Here is a 15,962-nt window from a genome sequence, read left to right as displayed (position 1 = left end):
CGTGTGGACTCTCCGGAGGTGTTACCAGCCATGTTCTGCCAGAGTGCCGGAGGCTTCGAGGTATCCGAGCAGCCCTTCCTCCGGGTACTCGATGATGTCTTCGGGCAGTTCGTGGACGCTGAACCATTGGAGCGCGAGGCACTTCGCGGGCTCCTTGTTGACGGGCTCCCCGACCCAGTCGGTTGCCTCGAAGAAGAACCCGATCCTTTCCACGGTCTCGCTCTGCTTGTGGTGCACGACATGCACCAGTCGCAGATGAGCGGGGTCGACCTCGACGCCGGTCTCCTCCAGTAGCTCTCGCGCGGCGCCGATGCTCATGGGCTCGCCCTGGTCGAGCTTTCCGGACGGCATGTGCCAGCGCCCGTAGCCGTACGGGCCTCCGCGCTGGGAGAAGAGGATCTTGTCTCCGTCGCGGAGGAGGACGTGCGTGTCGATGACGGGCTGTGCGGGGTGCGGATTCATGGTTCCTGGGGGGTGCTTGGTGGTCGTGGGGCGACTGACGTTACCGACGGATGGGGGATCGCGTCGGCGATTGAGACCGCAACCTCCGTTGGAGTGGCGTCCTCGGTGTTCACGATCAGCACCTTCACTTCTGCCGTCATGAGGGTGTGGGCGGCCTCGTCGTACAGGTCGACTTCGCGGCTGGGTACGGTCGGGTCGAGGTGGAAGCGGTTACGGGGACCGCGTGCGGCTATCCGTTCGGCGATCAGGCTGGGGGACGCGGTGAGGATGACGGCGAGGTCCGGCATCAGGACGTGCGCGTTCAGGTCGAGCAGGAACTTCACCGGCACACCGTCGAGTTGCTGCATGACAAGCGTCGAGGCGAGGTACCGGTCGCAGACGACGGTGTCGCCCGCGCCGAGCCGGGGTTCGATCTCGTGCTCGATGTGTTCGTAGCGATCGGCGGCGACCAGGCAGGCCAGGGCGTGTCCGCGGATGTGGCTGAAGTGCTCGCGGACGAAGGCGCCGAGGACACTGGTGGTGGGTTCAACGGCGCGATGGACGCTCTGGCCCCGTCTGGCCAGTTCCCCGGTCAGTGCGTGGACGGTGGTGGTCTTCCCGACGCCGCTGGGACCGTCGAGGGTGATGAACCGGCCGCGTGCCGACGTCATACGGAGATCTCCCCGGCCGCCGGCTGGTTGCGTTCGTGTTGTTCGCGGGTGAGCGTGGCCAGGGTTGTGCGCACTTCGCGCAGCGGGACGTCGCCGAACTGGATGCCGACGGAGAAGTTGAACTCGTCGCGCTGGCGCATCGATTCGTCGGCTCCGTCCGCGGTCAGGTCGACGTCCGCGTATGCGAGGAGCGTGTCGGGATCGTGGCCTGCGTCGGTGAGCGTTCTCCACACGGGTGTGCCGGGGTAGGGGCGGAACTCGAACACGCTGGCCCGCACGCTGCCGGGATTGGCGTCGGCAATGCTCCAGAGGTTTCGGATGTGGCGCACGGTCGCCCGGATGTCCTCGCGGGTTTCGCCGGGGAAGCCGAGGATGAAGTACCCCTTCACGCCGATGCCGCGTTCGACAAGGCGGCGGGTGACGCGTTCGGTCATCTCGGCGTCGATCCGCTTGTCCATCGCGCTCAGAATGCGGTCGCTTCCCGACTCGATGCCGAGGGCCACTTCTCGCAGCCCGTTGTTGACCAGGAGTTCGAGCGCGGTGTTGTCGAGCCTGTCCAGGACGTTGATGCGTCCGGTGGCGTCCCACACGTACCGGTCGCCGATGCGATGCCGTGTGAAGGCCGCCATCTGGGTGGTGATGACGCGGGAGACGCCGAGGAAGAGGTCATCGACGAACCGGAACGCAGTGACGCCGTACTCGGCATGGAGCAGGTCGAGTTCGCCGATGATGTCCTCGGGCTCGCGAACTCGAATCGCGACGTCGGGGTTGGCGCTGACGGCGGCGCCGCAGAAGGTGCAGTTGTACGGGCAGCCCCGGGAACCGACGATGTTGGCCTCCAGGTGCCCGGTGCGGGCGGCCCGCGTCAGGAAGTCGGCACCGCGGCTTCTCGCGAGTCGGCGGTCGGCCTCGCCGGGCGCCGCTCGGTAGGGATCCTGAGGCAGGAATGCCCGGTTGACGTACGGCAAGGCGTCGATGTCGGGGCTCAGCATCTGCGCACTCGTTCCACCGACCGGGATCCCTGCCGCGCGGGTGCCGAGCAGGCGGTCACGCCAAAGGACTCCGGGAAGTTCACGTCGGCGTTGTTCGTCCTCCAGGAGGGCGGCGACGCGCAGTTCGCCTTCGCCGAGGACAAGCGCCCGCAGGTTGGCCATGCGAGGGTCGGCGAGGACACGGTCCGGCATGGCCTTGGCGTGGTGGCCGCCGACCATGAGGGCGATGTCCGGGGACAGATCGGCAGCGATACGGGCGGACATCTCGTAGGTGGGGGCGAGCAGGTTCATGGCCGCCCACCGAGGCTGTGCGGCGTTGACGATCCGCGCTGTCTCCGTGATGCCGAGACCATGAGCCTCGGCGTCAAGAACGCCTACGTTGAAGCCCCCGACCTCCCTCGCGTACGTGGCGATGTACGCCATGCCCAGCACAGGGAGTGTGTAGTCGTTGGTGCGTGGCCGTTCGTCGTAGTCGCGCAGGGGCGCGTTCACGAACAGCGCGTCGAGCGTGCGAGTCGGATCGGCGCCATTGATCAGGGATAACGGCGGCATGATTCCTCCAGATCAGCGGGCATGGGAGCCCCAGGTGAGTGTGGAGAGCGTCAAGGTGTGCAGTGCGGTGCGGTCAAGGCCGGCCATGGCGGTCCACATCGGGCCGAACGCCTTGTCCTTCTTGCCCGGCCACGCGTGCGCGGGCGCGATCTGCGCGGCCCAGGTGCGCACGGCGAGATCGTCGTGCGGGTAGATGCTGAAGTCGCCGGTGTAGTCGGCGGCTGCCGCGGCGGCGGTCCATGGACCGATGCGCGGGACACTCGTGAGCGCGGCGACCAAATCACGGGAGCCCAGACGCCCCCATTGGGCGTGACGCTGCTCGTAGTGGGTGGCGGCGGCTTGTAGGACGGTGCGGTGGAACTTGACCCCGACGTCCGTGAACTGTTCGTCAGTCAGTTCCAGAACTCGCGCGGCGGTGGGGGCGATGAGCAAGTCACCCGTGGCACTTTCAACGGTGGTGCCGAACGTGCCGCACCACGCCCGGTACAGCTTCCGGGCCTGCCCGGCGCGTACGACCTGACGCAGGATCGCCGTGGTGATGGCGTCCCACAGCCAGGGGTTGGCCAGACGCCGCGTCGGTCCGAGATCATCCAGGCCGGCTTTCAGCTCGGCAGGGACGCTGTCGGGCAGACATGAAGGATCCGTGGTGACGAACACCGGTTTCACGTCCTCGGCGCCCTGTACGCACCTCAAGTGTGGGCCTTCCTGATCCCACGACAGAACCCAGACGCCAGATGCCGTACGCACGATGCGTGCGCGGGCGCCGGGCGCCGTTTCGATCCAGGCCGGGTGGTCGGTGGTCAGAACGCCGGGCATGAAAGCTCCTCATGATGCGTGCGATTGATGTGCCGTAGCCTCTCGCGTTTGGCCGGACGGAGAGGCCCCTCTCGACAGGGAGGAAAGGAGACGTTGTGCGTCGTGCTGGTTGATTGGGCCGAGCGTCAGAGCGGCGTCGCGGTCGCAGCGGACGCAGTCGTGGTGGAAGTACAGGTCGAGGAAGCCGCCGCCGGTGGCTGTTCTGAATGCCGCGCCCAGCCGACGCATGACCTGCTGCGCCTCGGGCCATTCCGCCAGGTTCCGCTCGACTTTCTGTACGGGCGCGCCCAGGAGGCGCGCGAGCCGGTCGGCGGTGGTGGCGGTGACGTCGCCCAGGCTGACCTTGCCTTGCTCCACCGAGAGGCCGGGTAGGTCGAGACCGTGCTCACGCAGCGCGGCGCGTAAGGCATCGGCGGTCTCGTGAACGGGTGTTGCGTAGTCTGCGTGCGCATCATCGGGCGGGGTGCTCATGGAGTCTCCGGGGAGTGCGTGGTGCTTACGGGCGTATCGCGCTCAGCCCCGAACCGCGACGGCGGCGGTCAGGGCGAGGAGGAGGCTTGTGACGCTGAGGTAGGTGTAGAGGCCGTGGACCAGTACGGGGTGTTCCCGGCGAATGGCTCTGAGCGCGGCGAGAGCGGTTCTGGGGAAACTGGTACGCGGACGGGAGCCGGGCCTGTTGCTCATGGCGGGCCGTCCGGCTCCGTCCGCTGCCAGCGGCGGAGGGACTCCAACAGGAGTCGCAGCAGTTCGGTGTCCGTCTTCGGGACTTGTGGGGGCTCGCCGCCGGGGGTGAGGACGACCGCCGGTCGCCTGTCATGTGAGGCCATCACCCGGTCACCGGCCCGACCGGAACCGTGCACCAGGTGCAGGTCCCTTTGCGGCCCCAGTCGCGGGCGAAGTACGTGACGAGCCGCATGCCGCGACCGCCCTCGTCCTCCGGGCCCGCGTCCCGTACCTCCGGAGCGCCGGAGGAGTGATCGTCGACTTCGATCAGCGCCTCACCGGCGGTGTCACAAGTGATCCGGAACGACACCGAGTTGGCGTCGCCGTGGACGATCGCGTTGGTCACGATCTCGCTGACCAGCAGCTGGACCGTACCGATGGTGTCGCTGTCCCGTACGCCGGCTTCGCCGAGCACGGCGGCCGTGACGCGGCGCGCGGTCTCCACGTGCCTCGGCTGCGCGTCGAACGACAAAGCAGCCTGTGCGGCCCTCATCGGCTCTCTCCAGGTCGCCGTCTTCGTCCCAACCGCCTGTGCCAGTGGGGTCGGGAACGCAGGATTTGTCACGGTGGTCACCACACGTCTCCTCTCATGGCCGCTTTTGATCGCGGTGCGTGTAGAGCTAACTCCGCAACGTGCTCGGCCCGGTACCGTGAGAAGCAGGTGCAACCGTGAAAGCCATGAATTAACCGGGGAGTTGGCATGGCCCAGGCATCTCAGAACGGCCGCAACGCAGGTCTCGAAACATTGCTTGAACAGGCGCGATGGTCCCGAACCCAGCTCGCCAACGCCGTGAATCGCATCGGCGCCCAGGCCGGCATGTCCCTCAAGTACGACCAGTCCGCCGTCTCGCACTGGGTGGCCGGCACCCAGCCGAGGGAGCAGGTCAGACCGGTGATCATCGAGGCGCTCGAACGCAGACTCGCGCGCCCGGTGACGTATGCGGAAGCGGGGCTTCGGCCGCCGAAGGGCGGGAGAGGGTCCGTCAGCGGAGACACTGTCGAGTCCCTGATGGATCTCGGAAGGGCAGACATGGACCCGTCGCGCCGTGGCGTTCTCACTGCCGGCCTGTACTCGGCCGCCCTCGCCGTGCCTCTGTTCGCCGGTGAGGCACACGCGGAGGAGCGCGAACGCGCCACCAAGCCCACCACCCACATCGGCGTGGGCGAAGTGGCGACCGTGCGAACGATGACCGAGCGCATCGCTGACATTCTCGACGAGTTGGGCGGCGGACACGCCAGGCCCATGGCAGCGGCCTTTCTCGTCAACACGGTCGCCCCCTACCTGCGGGCTTCCGCCTCGGAGCAGGTCAGGAAGGACATGCTCTCCGCAGCCTCGGACCTGACGTACCTCACAGGCTGGATGGCCATGTTCGAGCGTCAACACGGGCTCGGACAGCGGTACTACGTCAAGGCGTTGGACATCGCGCGCGAGGCGAATGACCACGTGACGTACTGCCGCACCCTGCGTGGCATGAGCCTTCAAGCGTCGCACTTGCGTTACGGACGCAAGGCCCTGGAACTCGCGGACTCGGCCGCGGAGGCGGCACCGCAGTCCGGGCCCCGACTTGTGGCCTTCTTGCGGGGCCAGCAGGCACACGCATCAGCGATGGTGGGCGCCAGACGTGCGGCGTTCGACCGGTTGCGCGAGGCCGAGGTGGCGCTCTCGAAGGCGGACTCTCGCGGAGAGTCCATCGGCGGGTACGACCAGGCCGCCTACCAGTTCCATGTCGCCCACGTGCTCTACGAGACCGGCGACCTGCCCAGCTCGATCGCCGCCTTGAAGACAGCGCTGCGGGCGCAGCCGAAACAGGAGCGTCAGGGGCGGGTGCACTTCAACGCAGTTATGGCGCAAAGGCAGTTCGAGCTCGGTCACATCGAGGAAGCCTGCGCGACGTGGGGCGCGTTCCTGGACGGGTACGCGGGTCTGTCGTCCGCACGAGGCGACGAGCACTTCGCGACCATGCGCAAACGCATCGCTCCGTACAAGAAGGTGCGCGCGGTTCGGGAGCTCGGCGCGCGAGCTCAGCAGGTCGCAGTGCTGAAGAGCTGACGACCAGAACTACCCGAGCGGCGCGAAGCCGTCGGTTAACCAGCGGCGCCGGTGGCCTCATCCAGCAGGAGGTACAGCAGCCCGACCAGGCTGCCACTGCTGACGACTTCACGGCGGTCGATCATGCCGCGAACTTCCGAGAGCGGGATCCACTCGATGCGGTCCGTCTCGTTCAGCTCGGTCGGCGGGCCCGCGTAGGTCGCGGCGTCCGCACGGAAGACGTGATGCTCAGAGTCGGTGATGCCGTTGGCCGGCTGTGCGTAGACCAGGGGCTTCAGGGACTCCACCCGCCATCCGGTCTCCTCCTCCACCTCCCGCGCCGCCGCCTCTTCAGGGCTCTCGTCGGCCTCGATCAGCCCCATAGGCAGCTCCCAGCCCCACGTATCCGTGATGAACCGATGACGCCACATCATGAGCACCCGCTTCTGCTCATCCACCACGGCGGCGACGGCGAGATGACGCATGCGGACAACGTGGTGCTCCCAACGCCGGCCATCCGGCTGCTGGACCTCCACGAGCCACAGGTTGACCCATGGGTTGCTGTAAATCTGGCGCTCGCCATGAACCGTCCACCGCATGAGCCGACTTCCTTTCGCTGCCGTCCCCCAAGAATGTCACTTGGACGAGAAGTCGTCCGCCCATCGAAAACTTCGGGTCGGTGCTCGCGAGGCGCTGTGCAGTGGGTGACGCTCATGTGCTTGAAGGTGCCTGGGCGGCCTGACGAGCCGTCTGAAAGCCATCTGGGACGCCCCCTTGAGAGGGGCGCCCATTGAGGGCAGGCGTCCGCCCCTCGTCGGAACGGAACCTCAGCGCCTCACGGCCACACCAAGCAGTACGGCTGATGCCCCGCCTCGTGCAGCCGGTGGCTGAAGTCCTGCCACTCGTGGAGCAGTTGGTAGACGTAGAACGCGTCCCGCGGGCCGCCCCGGTCCGGGACCGTCGACCAGATGAAGGCCGCCGCTCCCACCGATTCCTCGCCGATGCCGCGCAGGGGGTCCACCACCGTCATCGGGAGTTTGACCACCGCGTAGTCCGGGTGCAGCACGACCAGTTCGAGTGGGGGGACCTTGTTCAGGGGCATGCCCTGGATGCCCGTGAGGACCATCGCGGCTATCGTCTCGGGCTTGATCTTGGTGAACATGCCGCCCATGCCCAGCTCGTCGCCGCCCAGCTCCTCCGGGCGCATCGAGATGGGGACGCGGGCCGCCGTCGCCCCGTCCGGGGCGCCGAAGTACTTGTACGTCACGCCCACCCGGCCGCTCCCGCCCCCGGGAGGCCGGCTGTCGTTTCTGCTGGAGGGCGGCTGCGCGCGGGCCTCTCGCTCGCGGCGCCGGTGTTTTCCCCGTCGGGCAGGGTCGGGCCCGAGGTCATCGGTTCCCTCGCCCAGTCCGCCACCGCGATGCATATCTCCACCCGACCACTCGCAGCCCCGGCCGCGCAACCCGATCATCGTGACAGTGACCTCCCCCACGGACGACCGGTGAAACACCTGTCCGCAGATACTTCGAAGGCTCTGACACCATGGATTGCGTGAGCTTCCCCTATGACGCCCCAGTTTCGCAGACGCGGGGGCGTTGACGCCCTTATGTAATACGAGGAGACCGCGCGCCCCGCTCATCGGTGGCCGAGATCCTTCGTCCCCGGCCACCCGACCCCGAATCGCAGATCAGGACCAAAGTGTCGTATTCATACGAAGCCCCCGTTTCGCAGGCGCTTTTCGACCGTGCGTCGATCGTGACGCCCGGCGGCGTGAATTCTCCCGTCCGTGCCTTCAAGGCCGTGGGCGGTACGCCCCGGTTCATGGTGTCCGGTGACGGTCCGTACCTCACCGACGCCGACGGGCGCGACTATGTCGACCTCGTCTGTTCCTGGGGGCCGATGATCCTCGGGCACTCGCGGCCCGAGGTCATCGAGGCCGTCCAGGCCGCCGTCGCCCGGGGTACGTCCTTCGGGACGCCCGGTGAGGGCGAGGTCGCGCTCGCCGAGGAGATCGTCGGCCGGGTCGCGCCCGTCGAGCAGGTACGGCTCGTGTCGTCCGGCACCGAGGCCACCATGTCGGCGATCCGGCTCGCCCGCGGGTTCACCGGGCGCGCGAAGATCGTCAAGTTCGCCGGCTGCTACCACGGGCACGTCGACGCGCTGCTCGCCGCCGCCGGGTCCGGTGTCGCGACGTTCGGGCTGCCCGACACGCCCGGGGTGACCGGCGCGCAGGCCGGGGACACCGTCGTACTGCCGTACAACGACCTTCAGGCCGTACGGGACGCCTTCGCCGCGCACCCCGGCGAGATCGCCTGCGTGATCACCGAAGCCTCGCCCGGGAACATGGGCGTCGTGCCGCCGCGTGACGGGTTCAACGCCGGGCTCAAGGAGCTGTGCGCCGCGAACGGCGCGCTGTACATCTCCGACGAGGTGATGACCGGATTCCGTACGTCGAAGGCCGGCTGGTACGGCATCGACGGTGTCGCGCCCGACCTGATGACCTTCGGCAAGGTCATGGGCGGCGGATTCCCCGCGGCGGCCTTCGGCGGCCGTGCCGACGTCATGGCGCACCTCGCGCCCGCCGGGCCCGTCTACCAGGCGGGCACGCTCTCCGGGAACCCCGTCGCCACCGCCGCCGGGCTCGCGCAGTTGCGGCTGCTCGACGACGCGGCGTACGCGAAGGTCGACGCCGTCTCCGCCGAGATCCGCGGGCTGGTCTCCGACGCCCTCGGCAAGGAGGGTGTCGCGCACCGGGTGCAGACGGCAAGCAACATGTTCTCCGTCTTCTTCACCGCCGACGAGGTCCGCGACTACGACGACGCCAAGCGGCAGGAAGCGTTCCGCTTCACCGGCTTCTTCCACTCGATGCTCGCCGACGGCGTCTATCTGCCACCGTCCGCCTTCGAGTCCTGGTTCGTCTCCACCGCCCACGACGACCGCGCCGTCGAGCGCATCGCCGCCGCCCTGCCGGCCGCCGCCCGCGCCGCGGCGGAAGCCACGGCGCCCGAGAGCGGGGTGCGGGCATGAGCGCCGAGACCACCGTCGTGCACGTCGTACGGCACGGAGAGGTGCACAACCCCGACGGAGTCCTCTACGGGCGCCGCGACGGCTACCACCTCTCCGAACTCGGCCGGCAGATGGCCGACCGCGTCGCCGAGCACCTCGCGACCCGCGACATCACCCATGTCGTCGCCTCCCCGCTGGAGCGCGCCCAGGAGACCGCGACCCCCGTCGCCAAGTCCCACGGCCTGACCCTCCACACCGACGACCGCCTCATCGAGGCCGCCAACGTCTTCGAGGGCAAGACCTTCGGGGTCGGCGACGGCGCCCTGCGCTCGCCCGCCAACTGGCGCTATCTCACGAACCCGTTCCGGCCCTCCTGGGGCGAGGCGTACGTCGACCAGGTCGCCCGGATGAAGTCCGCCCTGGCGGACGCGCGCGACGCGGCCCTCGGGCACGAGGCCGTCTGCGTCAGCCACCAGTTGCCGATCTGGATCGTGCGCAGCCACTTCGAGCGCCGCAGACTCTGGCACGACCCGCGCCGCAGACAGTGCACGCTCGCGTCCCTGACGACATTCACGTACGAGGGGGAGAAGCTGATCTCCGTCGCCTATACGGAACCGGCGCGCGATCTCGTACCCGCGCATCTCCTCGCGGGCGCCAAACCGGTGAAGGGCGCGTCAAAAGCTTTCGGAGCGTAGTCGGCCAATCGCCCACGGTTCGGCGGTAAATGTCACATCTGCTGTTACAGGCCGATGCTTTACCAATTTCTGGAACCTGTGAGTTCCCTATGCCCTCTAACGTGTTGTCGTCCGCATGACCGGCGGACGTTACATGAGCGAGTGCGGATGGGACCGATATGCGCGACATGAGCCGAAGGAGCCTGCTCGGAGCCGGAATTGGGGCGGCTGCCGCAATCGGAATCGCGGGCTGCGGTACCCACACGGGTGCGTCCGGAAATACCGGTGGGGACACCGCGGGGGCCGGGGGCGAGGGCGGGGGCAGGCCGAGCGGCAAGGCGAGTGAGAAGAATGTGCGGCTGATCGGTGACGGTTCGACGGCCGACACCGGAAAGCAGCCGCACCAGCCGCCCAAGCCCGTACCGCTCGAACCGGGTGAGACCCCGCCGCAGTTCGTGATCTTCTCGTGGGACGGCGCGGGCGAGGTGGGCAACGGCCTCTTCCCGCGCTTCCTCGACCTCGCCAAGGACCACGGCGCGGCGATGACGTTCTTCCTCTCCGGCATCTATCTGCTGCCGGAGTCGAAGAAGACCCTCTACCGCCCGCCGGGCAACGCCGTCGGCGCCTCCGACATCGGCTATCTCACCGACGCGCACATCAAGGACACGCTGAAGTACATACGCCAGGCATGGCTCGAAGGGCACGAGATAGGCACCCACTTCAACGGGCACTTCTGCGCCGGCTCCGGCTCCGTCGGCAACTGGTCGCCGAAGCAGTGGCGCGACGAGACCGAACAGGCCATCGGCTTCGTCACCGAGTGGAAGACCAACAGCGGCTGGAAGGACCTCGACCCGCTGCCGTTCGACTACCGCAAGGAACTGGTCGGCGGCCGTACGCCGTGCCTGCTCGGCCAGGACAACCTGCTGCCCGTGGCGGGCAAGATGGGCTGGCGATACGACGCCAGCTCGCCCGGCGGCCGGCAGATGTGGCCGGGCAAGCGAGGGGACGTATGGGATCTGCCGTTGCAGGCCGTGCCGTTCCCCGGGCATTCCTTCGAGGTGCTGTCGATGGACTACAACATGCTCGCCAATCAGTCGAAGAATTCGACGAAGGGCGTGCCTTCGAATTATCCGGGCTGGCGCAAGCAGGCCACCGATGCGTATCTTTCCGGATTCCGCCGCGCCTACGAATCGAATCGCGCCCCCTTCTTCATAGGGAATCATTTCGAGGAGTGGAACGGCGGCATATACATGGATGCGGTCGAAGAAGCGCTGAAGGGGATGGCGGAGAAGAAGGACGTACGGCTCGTCTCCTTCCGGCAGTTCACCGACTGGCTCGATGTCCAGGACCCGGCCGTGCTCGCCAAACTCCGTACGCTGGAGGTCGGCCAGGCTCCGGCGGGCGGCTGGAACACCTTCTTCAAGGCCGCCTGAGCCCGTTGTCACGGAGGCCGGCCGGGCCGCCGACAGCGCGCGGTCAGGGCTTCTTCGGGACCGAGGGGGGCGAAGAAGATCCCTGAATGGCCCATGCGAAACTTTTCACATGAACTTTGGCCGAGCCCCCCGAAGCCGCTCGAACCGACGCCCACGCGCCGTACTTCCGGCCGTTGTCGCGTCGGCGGCCATGCTCACCCTCGCGGCGTGCAGCGGCGGTGCCACGTCCGGCGGCGGCGGTGACACCAACTTCGTCACCAACACCGGCGGGGTGCAGACCGTCGCCAAGGGCGAGCGCAAGTCGGTCAACAAGATCGCCGGTGAGACGCTCGACGGCAAGCAGCTCGACGTGGCCGACCTCAAGGGCCAGGTCGTCGTGCTGAACGTCTGGGGCTCCTGGTGCGGACCCTGCCGCGCCGAGGCGCCGTACTTCGCGAAGATCGCCAAGGAGACCGAGGCCAAGGGGCAGGACATCGCCTTCGTCGGACTCAACGCCCGCGACGCCAACAAGGGCGCGGCCATAGCCTTCGAGAAGGACTACGGCGTCGCGTACCCGAGCATCTACGACCCGGCGGGCAAACTCATCGTCAACGGTTTCCCCAAGGGCACGCTCAACCCGCAGGCCATCCCCTCCACGATCGTGCTCGACCGGGACGGGAAGATCGCGGCCCGCTCGCTCAAGGCGCTCGACGACAAGAAGCTGCGCGAGCTGATCGACCCGCTGATCGCGGAGAAGTGATCCCGTGGAGGTTCTCGCCGCTGTTCCCGGCATGAATGAGACCGTCTTCGACGGGGCGTTGATGGTCGCGCTGCCGATCGCGCTGCTGGGTGGTCTCGTCTCGTTCTTCTCACCGTGCGTGCTGCCCCTCGTGCCCGGCTATCTCTCGTACGTCACCGGCATCAGCGGCACCGATCTGGGCGACGCCCGGCGGGGGCGGATGGTCACCGGCGCGGTGCTGTTCATCACCGGATTCACCGCGGTCTTCGTCTCCGGCGGCGCGCTCTTCGGCTACTTCGGCAACACCCTCCAGGACAACCGGGCGGTCATCTCCCGGATCCTCGGTGTACTCATGATCGCGATGGGCGTGTTCTTCATGGGGCTGCTGCCCTGGCTCACGCAGCGCGAGTTCCGCGTCCACAAGAAGCCGGTGTCGGGCCTCGTCGGCGCACCGCTGCTGGGCGCGATGTTCGGGGTCGGCTGGACACCGTGCATCGGACCGACGCTCACCTCCGTGAACATGCTGGCCTTCGACCAGGCGACCGCGGGGCGAGGGGCCATACTGACCGTCGCGTACTGCGTCGGGCTCGGCGTGCCCTTCGTGCTCGCCGCCGTCGCCTTCCGCAAGGCACTGGGGCTGTTCGGCTGGGTCAAGCGGCACTACCTGTGGGTGATGCGGGTCGGCGGCGTGATGATGATCGCGACCGGGGTGCTGCTGGTGACCGGCGTGTGGGACAGCATCATGCAGGACATGCAGGCGTGGACCAACGGCTTCACGGTGGGGATCTAGTTCCATGAGCAAGACAGAGACGACAGCGGCAGCCGCCGACGGCACCACGGCCGAGACGCCTGAGGCAAGCGAGGCGCACGAGACGGCCGAGTCGCCCGAGGCGCGCGAGACCCGTGAACTCGGCGCCGCCGGATCGCAGCTCTCCACCGCCCCCCGCGAGGAGTCCGCCATCGGCGGCCCCAGCCTCGGTCCGCTCGGCTGGATCCGCTGGTTCTGGCGTCAGCTCACCTCGATGCGCGTCGCGCTGATCCTGCTCTTCATGCTGTCGCTCGCCGCCATCCCCGGCTCGCTCATCCCGCAGAACAGCGTCGACGAGCTGAAGGTCCAGACGTTCCAGGAGAAGCACGAGACGGTCACGCCGATCTACGACAAGCTCCAGCTGTTCGACGTCTACAGCTCGGTGTGGTTCTCGGCGATCTATCTCCTGCTCTTCATCTCGCTCATCGGCTGCATCGTCCCGCGCACCTGGCAGTTCGTCGGGCAGCTGCGCGGCCGTCCGCCGGGCGCCCCCAAGCGGCTCGACAGGCTTCCCGCGTACACGACCTGGCGTACGACCGCCGAGCCGGACGAGGCCCGCGAGGCCGCGCTCACCATGCTCAAGCGGCGGCGCTTCCGCGCGCACACCGTCGGGGACGCGGTCGCCGCCGAGAAGGGCTACCTCCGTGAGACCGGCAATCTGCTCTTCCACATCGCGCTGATCGTGATGCTGGTGGCCTTCGCCACCGGGCAGTTGTTCAAGTCCGAGGGCGGAAAGCTGATCATGGAGGGCGACGGCTTCTCCAACACCCTCACGCAGTACGACGACTTCAAGTCCGGCTCGATGTACGACACCGACGACCTGGAACCGTTCAGCTTCAACCTCGACAAGTTCGTCGGGACCTTCGAGCGCAAGGGACCGCAGGTCGGCACCGCCCGCGAGTTCGAGGCCCACGTCAGCTACTCGACGGACGCGAGCGGCAAGGAGCGCAAGGCCGTCATCGAGGTCAACGAGCCCCTGGAGGTCAAGGGCTCGAAGGTCTATCTGATCGGCCACGGATACGCCCCCGTCCTCACCGTCCGGGACGGCAAGGGCAAGGTCGTCTTCAAGGGCGCGACCCCGCTGCTGCCGATCGACAACAACATCACGTCGACCGGCGCGATCAAGGTGATGGACGGCTACAAGGACAAGAACGGCAAGAAGCAGCAACTCGGCTTCAACGCCTTCTTCGTCCCGACCTTCGCGGGCAAGGGCAACGGCAACATGTTCTCCCAGTTCCCCGAACTGGACTATCCCGTTCTCGCGCTCACCGGCTACCAGGGCAGCCTCGGCGTCGACTCCGGTCTGCCGCAGAACGTGTACCAGCTGGACACCAGCAAGATGAAGCAGTTCAAGGACGCCGACGGCAACAAGCTCGCACAGCGGCTGCTGCCCGGCGAGACGATGAAACTGCCCAACGGCGCGGGCTCGGTGACCTTCGAGAAGGACATCAAGGAGTGGGCGACCTTCCAGATCTCCCAGCAGCCCGGCAACGGGCTCGCCCTCACCGGTGCGATCGGGGCCGTCCTCGGCCTTGTGGGCTCGCTCTTCATCCAGCGGCGCCGGATCTGGGTCCGCGCGGTACGGGGCGCCGACGGCGTCACCGTCGTGGAGATGGCCGGCCTCGGGCGCAGCGAGTCGGCGAAGCTCCCGGAGGAGTTGGGCGACCTGGCGCTGACGCTCAACGCGGAGGCGCCGACCGCGCCGACCGCGCCCACAGCACCGACCGAGCCCACAGCACCGACCGCGTCGGCAGCACCCGAAGAATCCGAAGACACCGCAGAAGCCGCGGAAACACCCGCCGACCCCGCCACACCTACCGGAGAGCCTGTCGAAGGGGCTGAGAAGTGATCCTCGCCGCCACCACCAACGAGAACCTGGCGCACACCGCCAACGTGCTGGTCTATTCGTCCATGGCCGTCTACACCCTGGCCTTCTTCGCCCATATCGTCGAATGGGTCCTGGGCAGCCGCAGCAAGGTCGGCCGTACCGCCGCCGCGCTGACCGGTGCCGGTGCGACGGCCGCCGCCACGGTCGAGGTGCGCACGGCGGAGAAGGAGAACGGCGGCGGCACCGCCGTCCTGGAGCGGCCCAAGGTCGTCACGCGCTCGGCGGCCGGGCGCCGCGACGTGCCCGACGGCCCCGGCGCGGCGGGCGGCACGCTCAAGGGCGACCTGTACGGACGTATCGCCGTCGCCCTGACCGCGCTCGGCTTCCTGATCGAGGCGGCCGGCGTCGTCAGCCGCGCGATGGCGGTGCAGCGCGCGCCGTGGGGCAACATGTACGAGTTCTCCACCACCTTCTCCACGGTGGCGGTCGGCACGTACCTCGCCTTCCTCCTCACGAGGAAGAACGTCCGCTGGATCGGACTGCCGCTGGTCACCACGGTCCTGCTCAACCTGGGCGTCGCGACGACCGTGCTCTACACCGACAGCGACCAACTGGTCCCGGCCCTGCACTCGTACTGGCTCTGGATCCACGTCTCCACCGCGATCTTCTGCGGCGCGGTCTTCTACCTCGGCGCCGTGGGCACGCTCTTCTACCTGCTGCGTGACGTGTACGAGTCCAAGATCGCCCGCGGTGTCACCGTCGGCCGCGCGTGGTCGTCCGTCATGGAGCGGCTGCCGGCCGCCGCGACGCTCGACAAGTTCTCGTACCGCGTGAACGCCGCCGTCTTCCCGCTCTGGACCTTCACGATCATCGCGGGCGCGATCTGGGCCGGCGACGCGTGGGGCCGCTACTGGGGCTGGGACCCCAAGGAGGTCTGGTCCTTCATCACCTGGGTCGCGTACGCCACTTATCTGCACGCGCGCGCCACGGCGGGCTGGAAGGGCCGCAAGGCGGCGACGCTGGCGCTGGTCGCCTTCGGCTGCTGGCTGTTCAACTACTACGGCGTCAACATCTTCGTCACCGGAAAGCACTCGTACGCGGGAGTGTGACAACGGACGACGGACGACAACCGACAACGACGCAGACGAACAGCGGCGGGGGCCGCCCCCAAACGGGCGGGGGCGCGGGGGGAGGCCGGGGGGGGTGGGGGGGGGGCGTCCGGCCCGGGCGGGGGGCGGAGGGGGGCGGACGGCCCGATGAAGAGAGCGGGG

General features: G+C 68.0%; 18 protein-coding genes. 8 read left to right on the top strand and 10 right to left on the bottom strand.

The features are described 5' to 3' along the window. Window positions 1–21 precede the first annotated feature (21 nt). Genes ACFUN8_RS11570 through ACFUN8_RS11535 form a run of 8 tightly spaced genes read right to left on the bottom strand, consistent with a single transcriptional unit; the run spans window position 22 to window position 4,688 of the window. Window positions 22–462 carry an NUDIX domain-containing protein gene (locus tag ACFUN8_RS11570; protein ID WP_383634670.1) on the bottom strand — a complete coding sequence of 147 codons (441 nt, stop codon included), beginning with the start codon at window positions 460–462 and terminating at the stop codon, window positions 22–24. Beyond that, window positions 459–1,112: a dTMP kinase gene (tmk, locus tag ACFUN8_RS11565; protein ID WP_383634668.1), complete on the bottom strand. Its 654-nt coding sequence runs from the start codon at window positions 1,110–1,112 to the stop codon at window positions 459–461. The genes ACFUN8_RS11570 and tmk overlap by 4 nt, the downstream gene beginning before the upstream one ends. After that, the gene (locus ACFUN8_RS11560) at window positions 1,109–2,656 is read right to left on the bottom strand and encodes a B12-binding domain-containing radical SAM protein (protein WP_383634666.1); all 1,548 of its coding nucleotides are present in this window, start codon (window positions 2,654–2,656) and stop codon (window positions 1,109–1,111) included. The genes tmk and ACFUN8_RS11560 overlap by 4 nt, the downstream gene beginning before the upstream one ends. Window positions 2,657–2,668: 12 nt before the next feature. Further along, window positions 2,669–3,472 carry a hypothetical protein gene (locus ACFUN8_RS11555; RefSeq protein WP_383634664.1) on the bottom strand — a complete coding sequence of 268 codons (804 nt, stop codon included), beginning with the start codon at window positions 3,470–3,472 and terminating at the stop codon, window positions 2,669–2,671. 9 nt (window positions 3,473–3,481) lie between these two features. Next, a complete protein-coding gene (locus ACFUN8_RS11550; RefSeq protein WP_383634662.1) occupies window positions 3,482–3,943 on the bottom strand; it encodes a hypothetical protein in 462 nt (153 codons plus the stop codon). Window positions 3,944–3,985: 42 nt separating this feature from the next. Beyond that, window positions 3,986–4,156, bottom strand: coding sequence for a hypothetical protein (locus ACFUN8_RS11545; protein WP_383634660.1), 171 nt, complete (start codon window positions 4,154–4,156; stop codon window positions 3,986–3,988). Then, window positions 4,153–4,299 (bottom strand): hypothetical protein, encoded by a 147-nt coding sequence (locus ACFUN8_RS11540; protein WP_383634658.1) that lies wholly within the window; start codon window positions 4,297–4,299, stop codon window positions 4,153–4,155. The genes ACFUN8_RS11545 and ACFUN8_RS11540 overlap by 4 nt, the downstream gene beginning before the upstream one ends. Further along, complete coding sequence (locus ACFUN8_RS11535; RefSeq protein WP_383634656.1) at window positions 4,299–4,688, bottom strand: ATP-binding protein; 390 nt, start codon at window positions 4,686–4,688, stop codon at window positions 4,299–4,301. Before ACFUN8_RS11535 ends, ACFUN8_RS11540 begins: the two co-directional genes overlap by 1 nt. Window positions 4,689–4,895: 207 nt before the next feature. Between ACFUN8_RS11535 and ACFUN8_RS11530 the strand changes: the two genes are divergently transcribed. Next, window positions 4,896–6,245 carry a tol-pal system YbgF family protein gene (locus ACFUN8_RS11530; protein WP_383634654.1) on the top strand — a complete coding sequence of 450 codons (1,350 nt, stop codon included), beginning with the start codon at window positions 4,896–4,898 and terminating at the stop codon, window positions 6,243–6,245. A 35-nt stretch (window positions 6,246–6,280) separates the two neighbouring features. On the opposite strand, the gene ACFUN8_RS11525 is transcribed toward ACFUN8_RS11530, so the two are convergent. Together ACFUN8_RS11525 and ACFUN8_RS11520 are read right to left on the bottom strand one after the other, a co-directional pair. Continuing rightward, complete coding sequence (locus ACFUN8_RS11525; RefSeq protein WP_383634652.1) at window positions 6,281–6,823, bottom strand: NUDIX domain-containing protein; 543 nt, start codon at window positions 6,821–6,823, stop codon at window positions 6,281–6,283. 236 nt (window positions 6,824–7,059) lie between these two features. Continuing rightward, window positions 7,060–7,650: a hypothetical protein gene (locus tag ACFUN8_RS11520; protein ID WP_383634650.1), complete on the bottom strand. Its 591-nt coding sequence runs from the start codon at window positions 7,648–7,650 to the stop codon at window positions 7,060–7,062. Between the two features lie 272 nt (window positions 7,651–7,922). Here ACFUN8_RS11520 and hemL point away from each other — a divergent pair, with 272 nt between their 5' ends. The 7 genes from hemL to ccsB all read left to right on the top strand — a co-directional run bounded on the left by hemL (window position 7,923) and on the right by ccsB (window position 15,800). Beyond that, window positions 7,923–9,251 (top strand): glutamate-1-semialdehyde 2,1-aminomutase, encoded by a 1,329-nt coding sequence (gene hemL, locus ACFUN8_RS11515; RefSeq protein ID WP_383634648.1) that lies wholly within the window; start codon window positions 7,923–7,925, stop codon window positions 9,249–9,251. Next, window positions 9,248–9,925: a histidine phosphatase family protein gene (locus ACFUN8_RS11510; protein ID WP_383634646.1), complete on the top strand. Its 678-nt coding sequence runs from the start codon at window positions 9,248–9,250 to the stop codon at window positions 9,923–9,925. The genes hemL and ACFUN8_RS11510 overlap by 4 nt, the downstream gene beginning before the upstream one ends. Before the next feature lie 158 nt (window positions 9,926–10,083). Further along, window positions 10,084–11,337 carry a hypothetical protein gene (locus ACFUN8_RS11505; protein ID WP_383634644.1) on the top strand — a complete coding sequence of 418 codons (1,254 nt, stop codon included), beginning with the start codon at window positions 10,084–10,086 and terminating at the stop codon, window positions 11,335–11,337. 109 nt (window positions 11,338–11,446) lie between these two features. Beyond that, window positions 11,447–12,076 carry a TlpA family protein disulfide reductase gene (locus tag ACFUN8_RS11500; RefSeq protein ID WP_383634642.1) on the top strand — a complete coding sequence of 210 codons (630 nt, stop codon included), beginning with the start codon at window positions 11,447–11,449 and terminating at the stop codon, window positions 12,074–12,076. Between the two features lie 31 nt (window positions 12,077–12,107). Further along, window positions 12,108–12,845 carry a cytochrome c biogenesis CcdA family protein gene (locus ACFUN8_RS11495; protein WP_383634640.1) on the top strand — a complete coding sequence of 246 codons (738 nt, stop codon included), beginning with the start codon at window positions 12,108–12,110 and terminating at the stop codon, window positions 12,843–12,845. Between the two features lie 4 nt (window positions 12,846–12,849). After that, entirely contained in the window at window positions 12,850–14,712 is a 1,863-nt protein-coding gene (locus tag ACFUN8_RS11490; protein WP_383634638.1) for a cytochrome c biogenesis protein ResB, read from the top strand. Further along, entirely contained in the window at window positions 14,709–15,800 is a 1,092-nt protein-coding gene (ccsB, locus tag ACFUN8_RS11485) for a c-type cytochrome biogenesis protein CcsB (protein ID WP_383634636.1), read from the top strand. The genes ACFUN8_RS11490 and ccsB overlap by 4 nt, the downstream gene beginning before the upstream one ends. The last annotated feature ends 162 nt before the right edge of the window (window positions 15,801–15,962 follow it).

It is taken from the genome of Streptomyces sp. NPDC057307 (assembly GCF_042667665.1).
Lineage (GTDB): Bacteria > Actinomycetota > Actinomycetes > Streptomycetales > Streptomycetaceae > Streptomyces.
This window is presented reverse-complemented; position numbering and strand designations above follow the sequence as displayed.

Bases quoted from the DNA above. Each gene is read 5' to 3' on its own strand.
- ACFUN8_RS11490 (WP_383634638.1), top strand. From the start codon at position 12,850: ATGAGCAAGACAGAGACGACAGCGGCAGCCGCCGACGGCACCACGGCC.
- ACFUN8_RS11500 (WP_383634642.1), top strand. From the start codon at position 11,447: ATGAACTTTGGCCGAGCCCCCCGAAGCCGCTCGAACCGACGCCCACGC.
- ACFUN8_RS11495 (WP_383634640.1), top strand. From the start codon at position 12,108: ATGAATGAGACCGTCTTCGACGGGGCGTTGATGGTCGCGCTGCCGATC.
- ACFUN8_RS11505 (WP_383634644.1), top strand. From the start codon at position 10,084: ATGCGCGACATGAGCCGAAGGAGCCTGCTCGGAGCCGGAATTGGGGCG.
- ACFUN8_RS11510 (WP_383634646.1), top strand. From the start codon at position 9,248: ATGAGCGCCGAGACCACCGTCGTGCACGTCGTACGGCACGGAGAGGTG.
- ACFUN8_RS11535 (WP_383634656.1), bottom strand. From the start codon at position 4,688: ATGAGGGCCGCACAGGCTGCTTTGTCGTTCGACGCGCAGCCGAGGCAC.
- ACFUN8_RS11570 (WP_383634670.1), bottom strand. From the start codon at position 462: ATGAATCCGCACCCCGCACAGCCCGTCATCGACACGCACGTCCTCCTC.
- ACFUN8_RS11530 (WP_383634654.1), top strand. From the start codon at position 4,896: ATGGCCCAGGCATCTCAGAACGGCCGCAACGCAGGTCTCGAAACATTG.
- ACFUN8_RS11525 (WP_383634652.1), bottom strand. From the start codon at position 6,823: ATGCGGTGGACGGTTCATGGCGAGCGCCAGATTTACAGCAACCCATGG.
- ACFUN8_RS11550 (WP_383634662.1), bottom strand. From the start codon at position 3,943: ATGAGCACCCCGCCCGATGATGCGCACGCAGACTACGCAACACCCGTT.
- ACFUN8_RS11555 (WP_383634664.1), bottom strand. From the start codon at position 3,472: ATGCCCGGCGTTCTGACCACCGACCACCCGGCCTGGATCGAAACGGCG.
- ACFUN8_RS11540 (WP_383634658.1), bottom strand. From the start codon at position 4,299: ATGGCCTCACATGACAGGCGACCGGCGGTCGTCCTCACCCCCGGCGGC.
- ACFUN8_RS11560 (WP_383634666.1), bottom strand. From the start codon at position 2,656: ATGCCGCCGTTATCCCTGATCAATGGCGCCGATCCGACTCGCACGCTC.
- ACFUN8_RS11520 (WP_383634650.1), bottom strand. From the start codon at position 7,650: ATGCATCGCGGTGGCGGACTGGGCGAGGGAACCGATGACCTCGGGCCC.
- ACFUN8_RS11545 (WP_383634660.1), bottom strand. From the start codon at position 4,156: ATGAGCAACAGGCCCGGCTCCCGTCCGCGTACCAGTTTCCCCAGAACC.
- tmk (WP_383634668.1), bottom strand. From the start codon at position 1,112: ATGACGTCGGCACGCGGCCGGTTCATCACCCTCGACGGTCCCAGCGGC.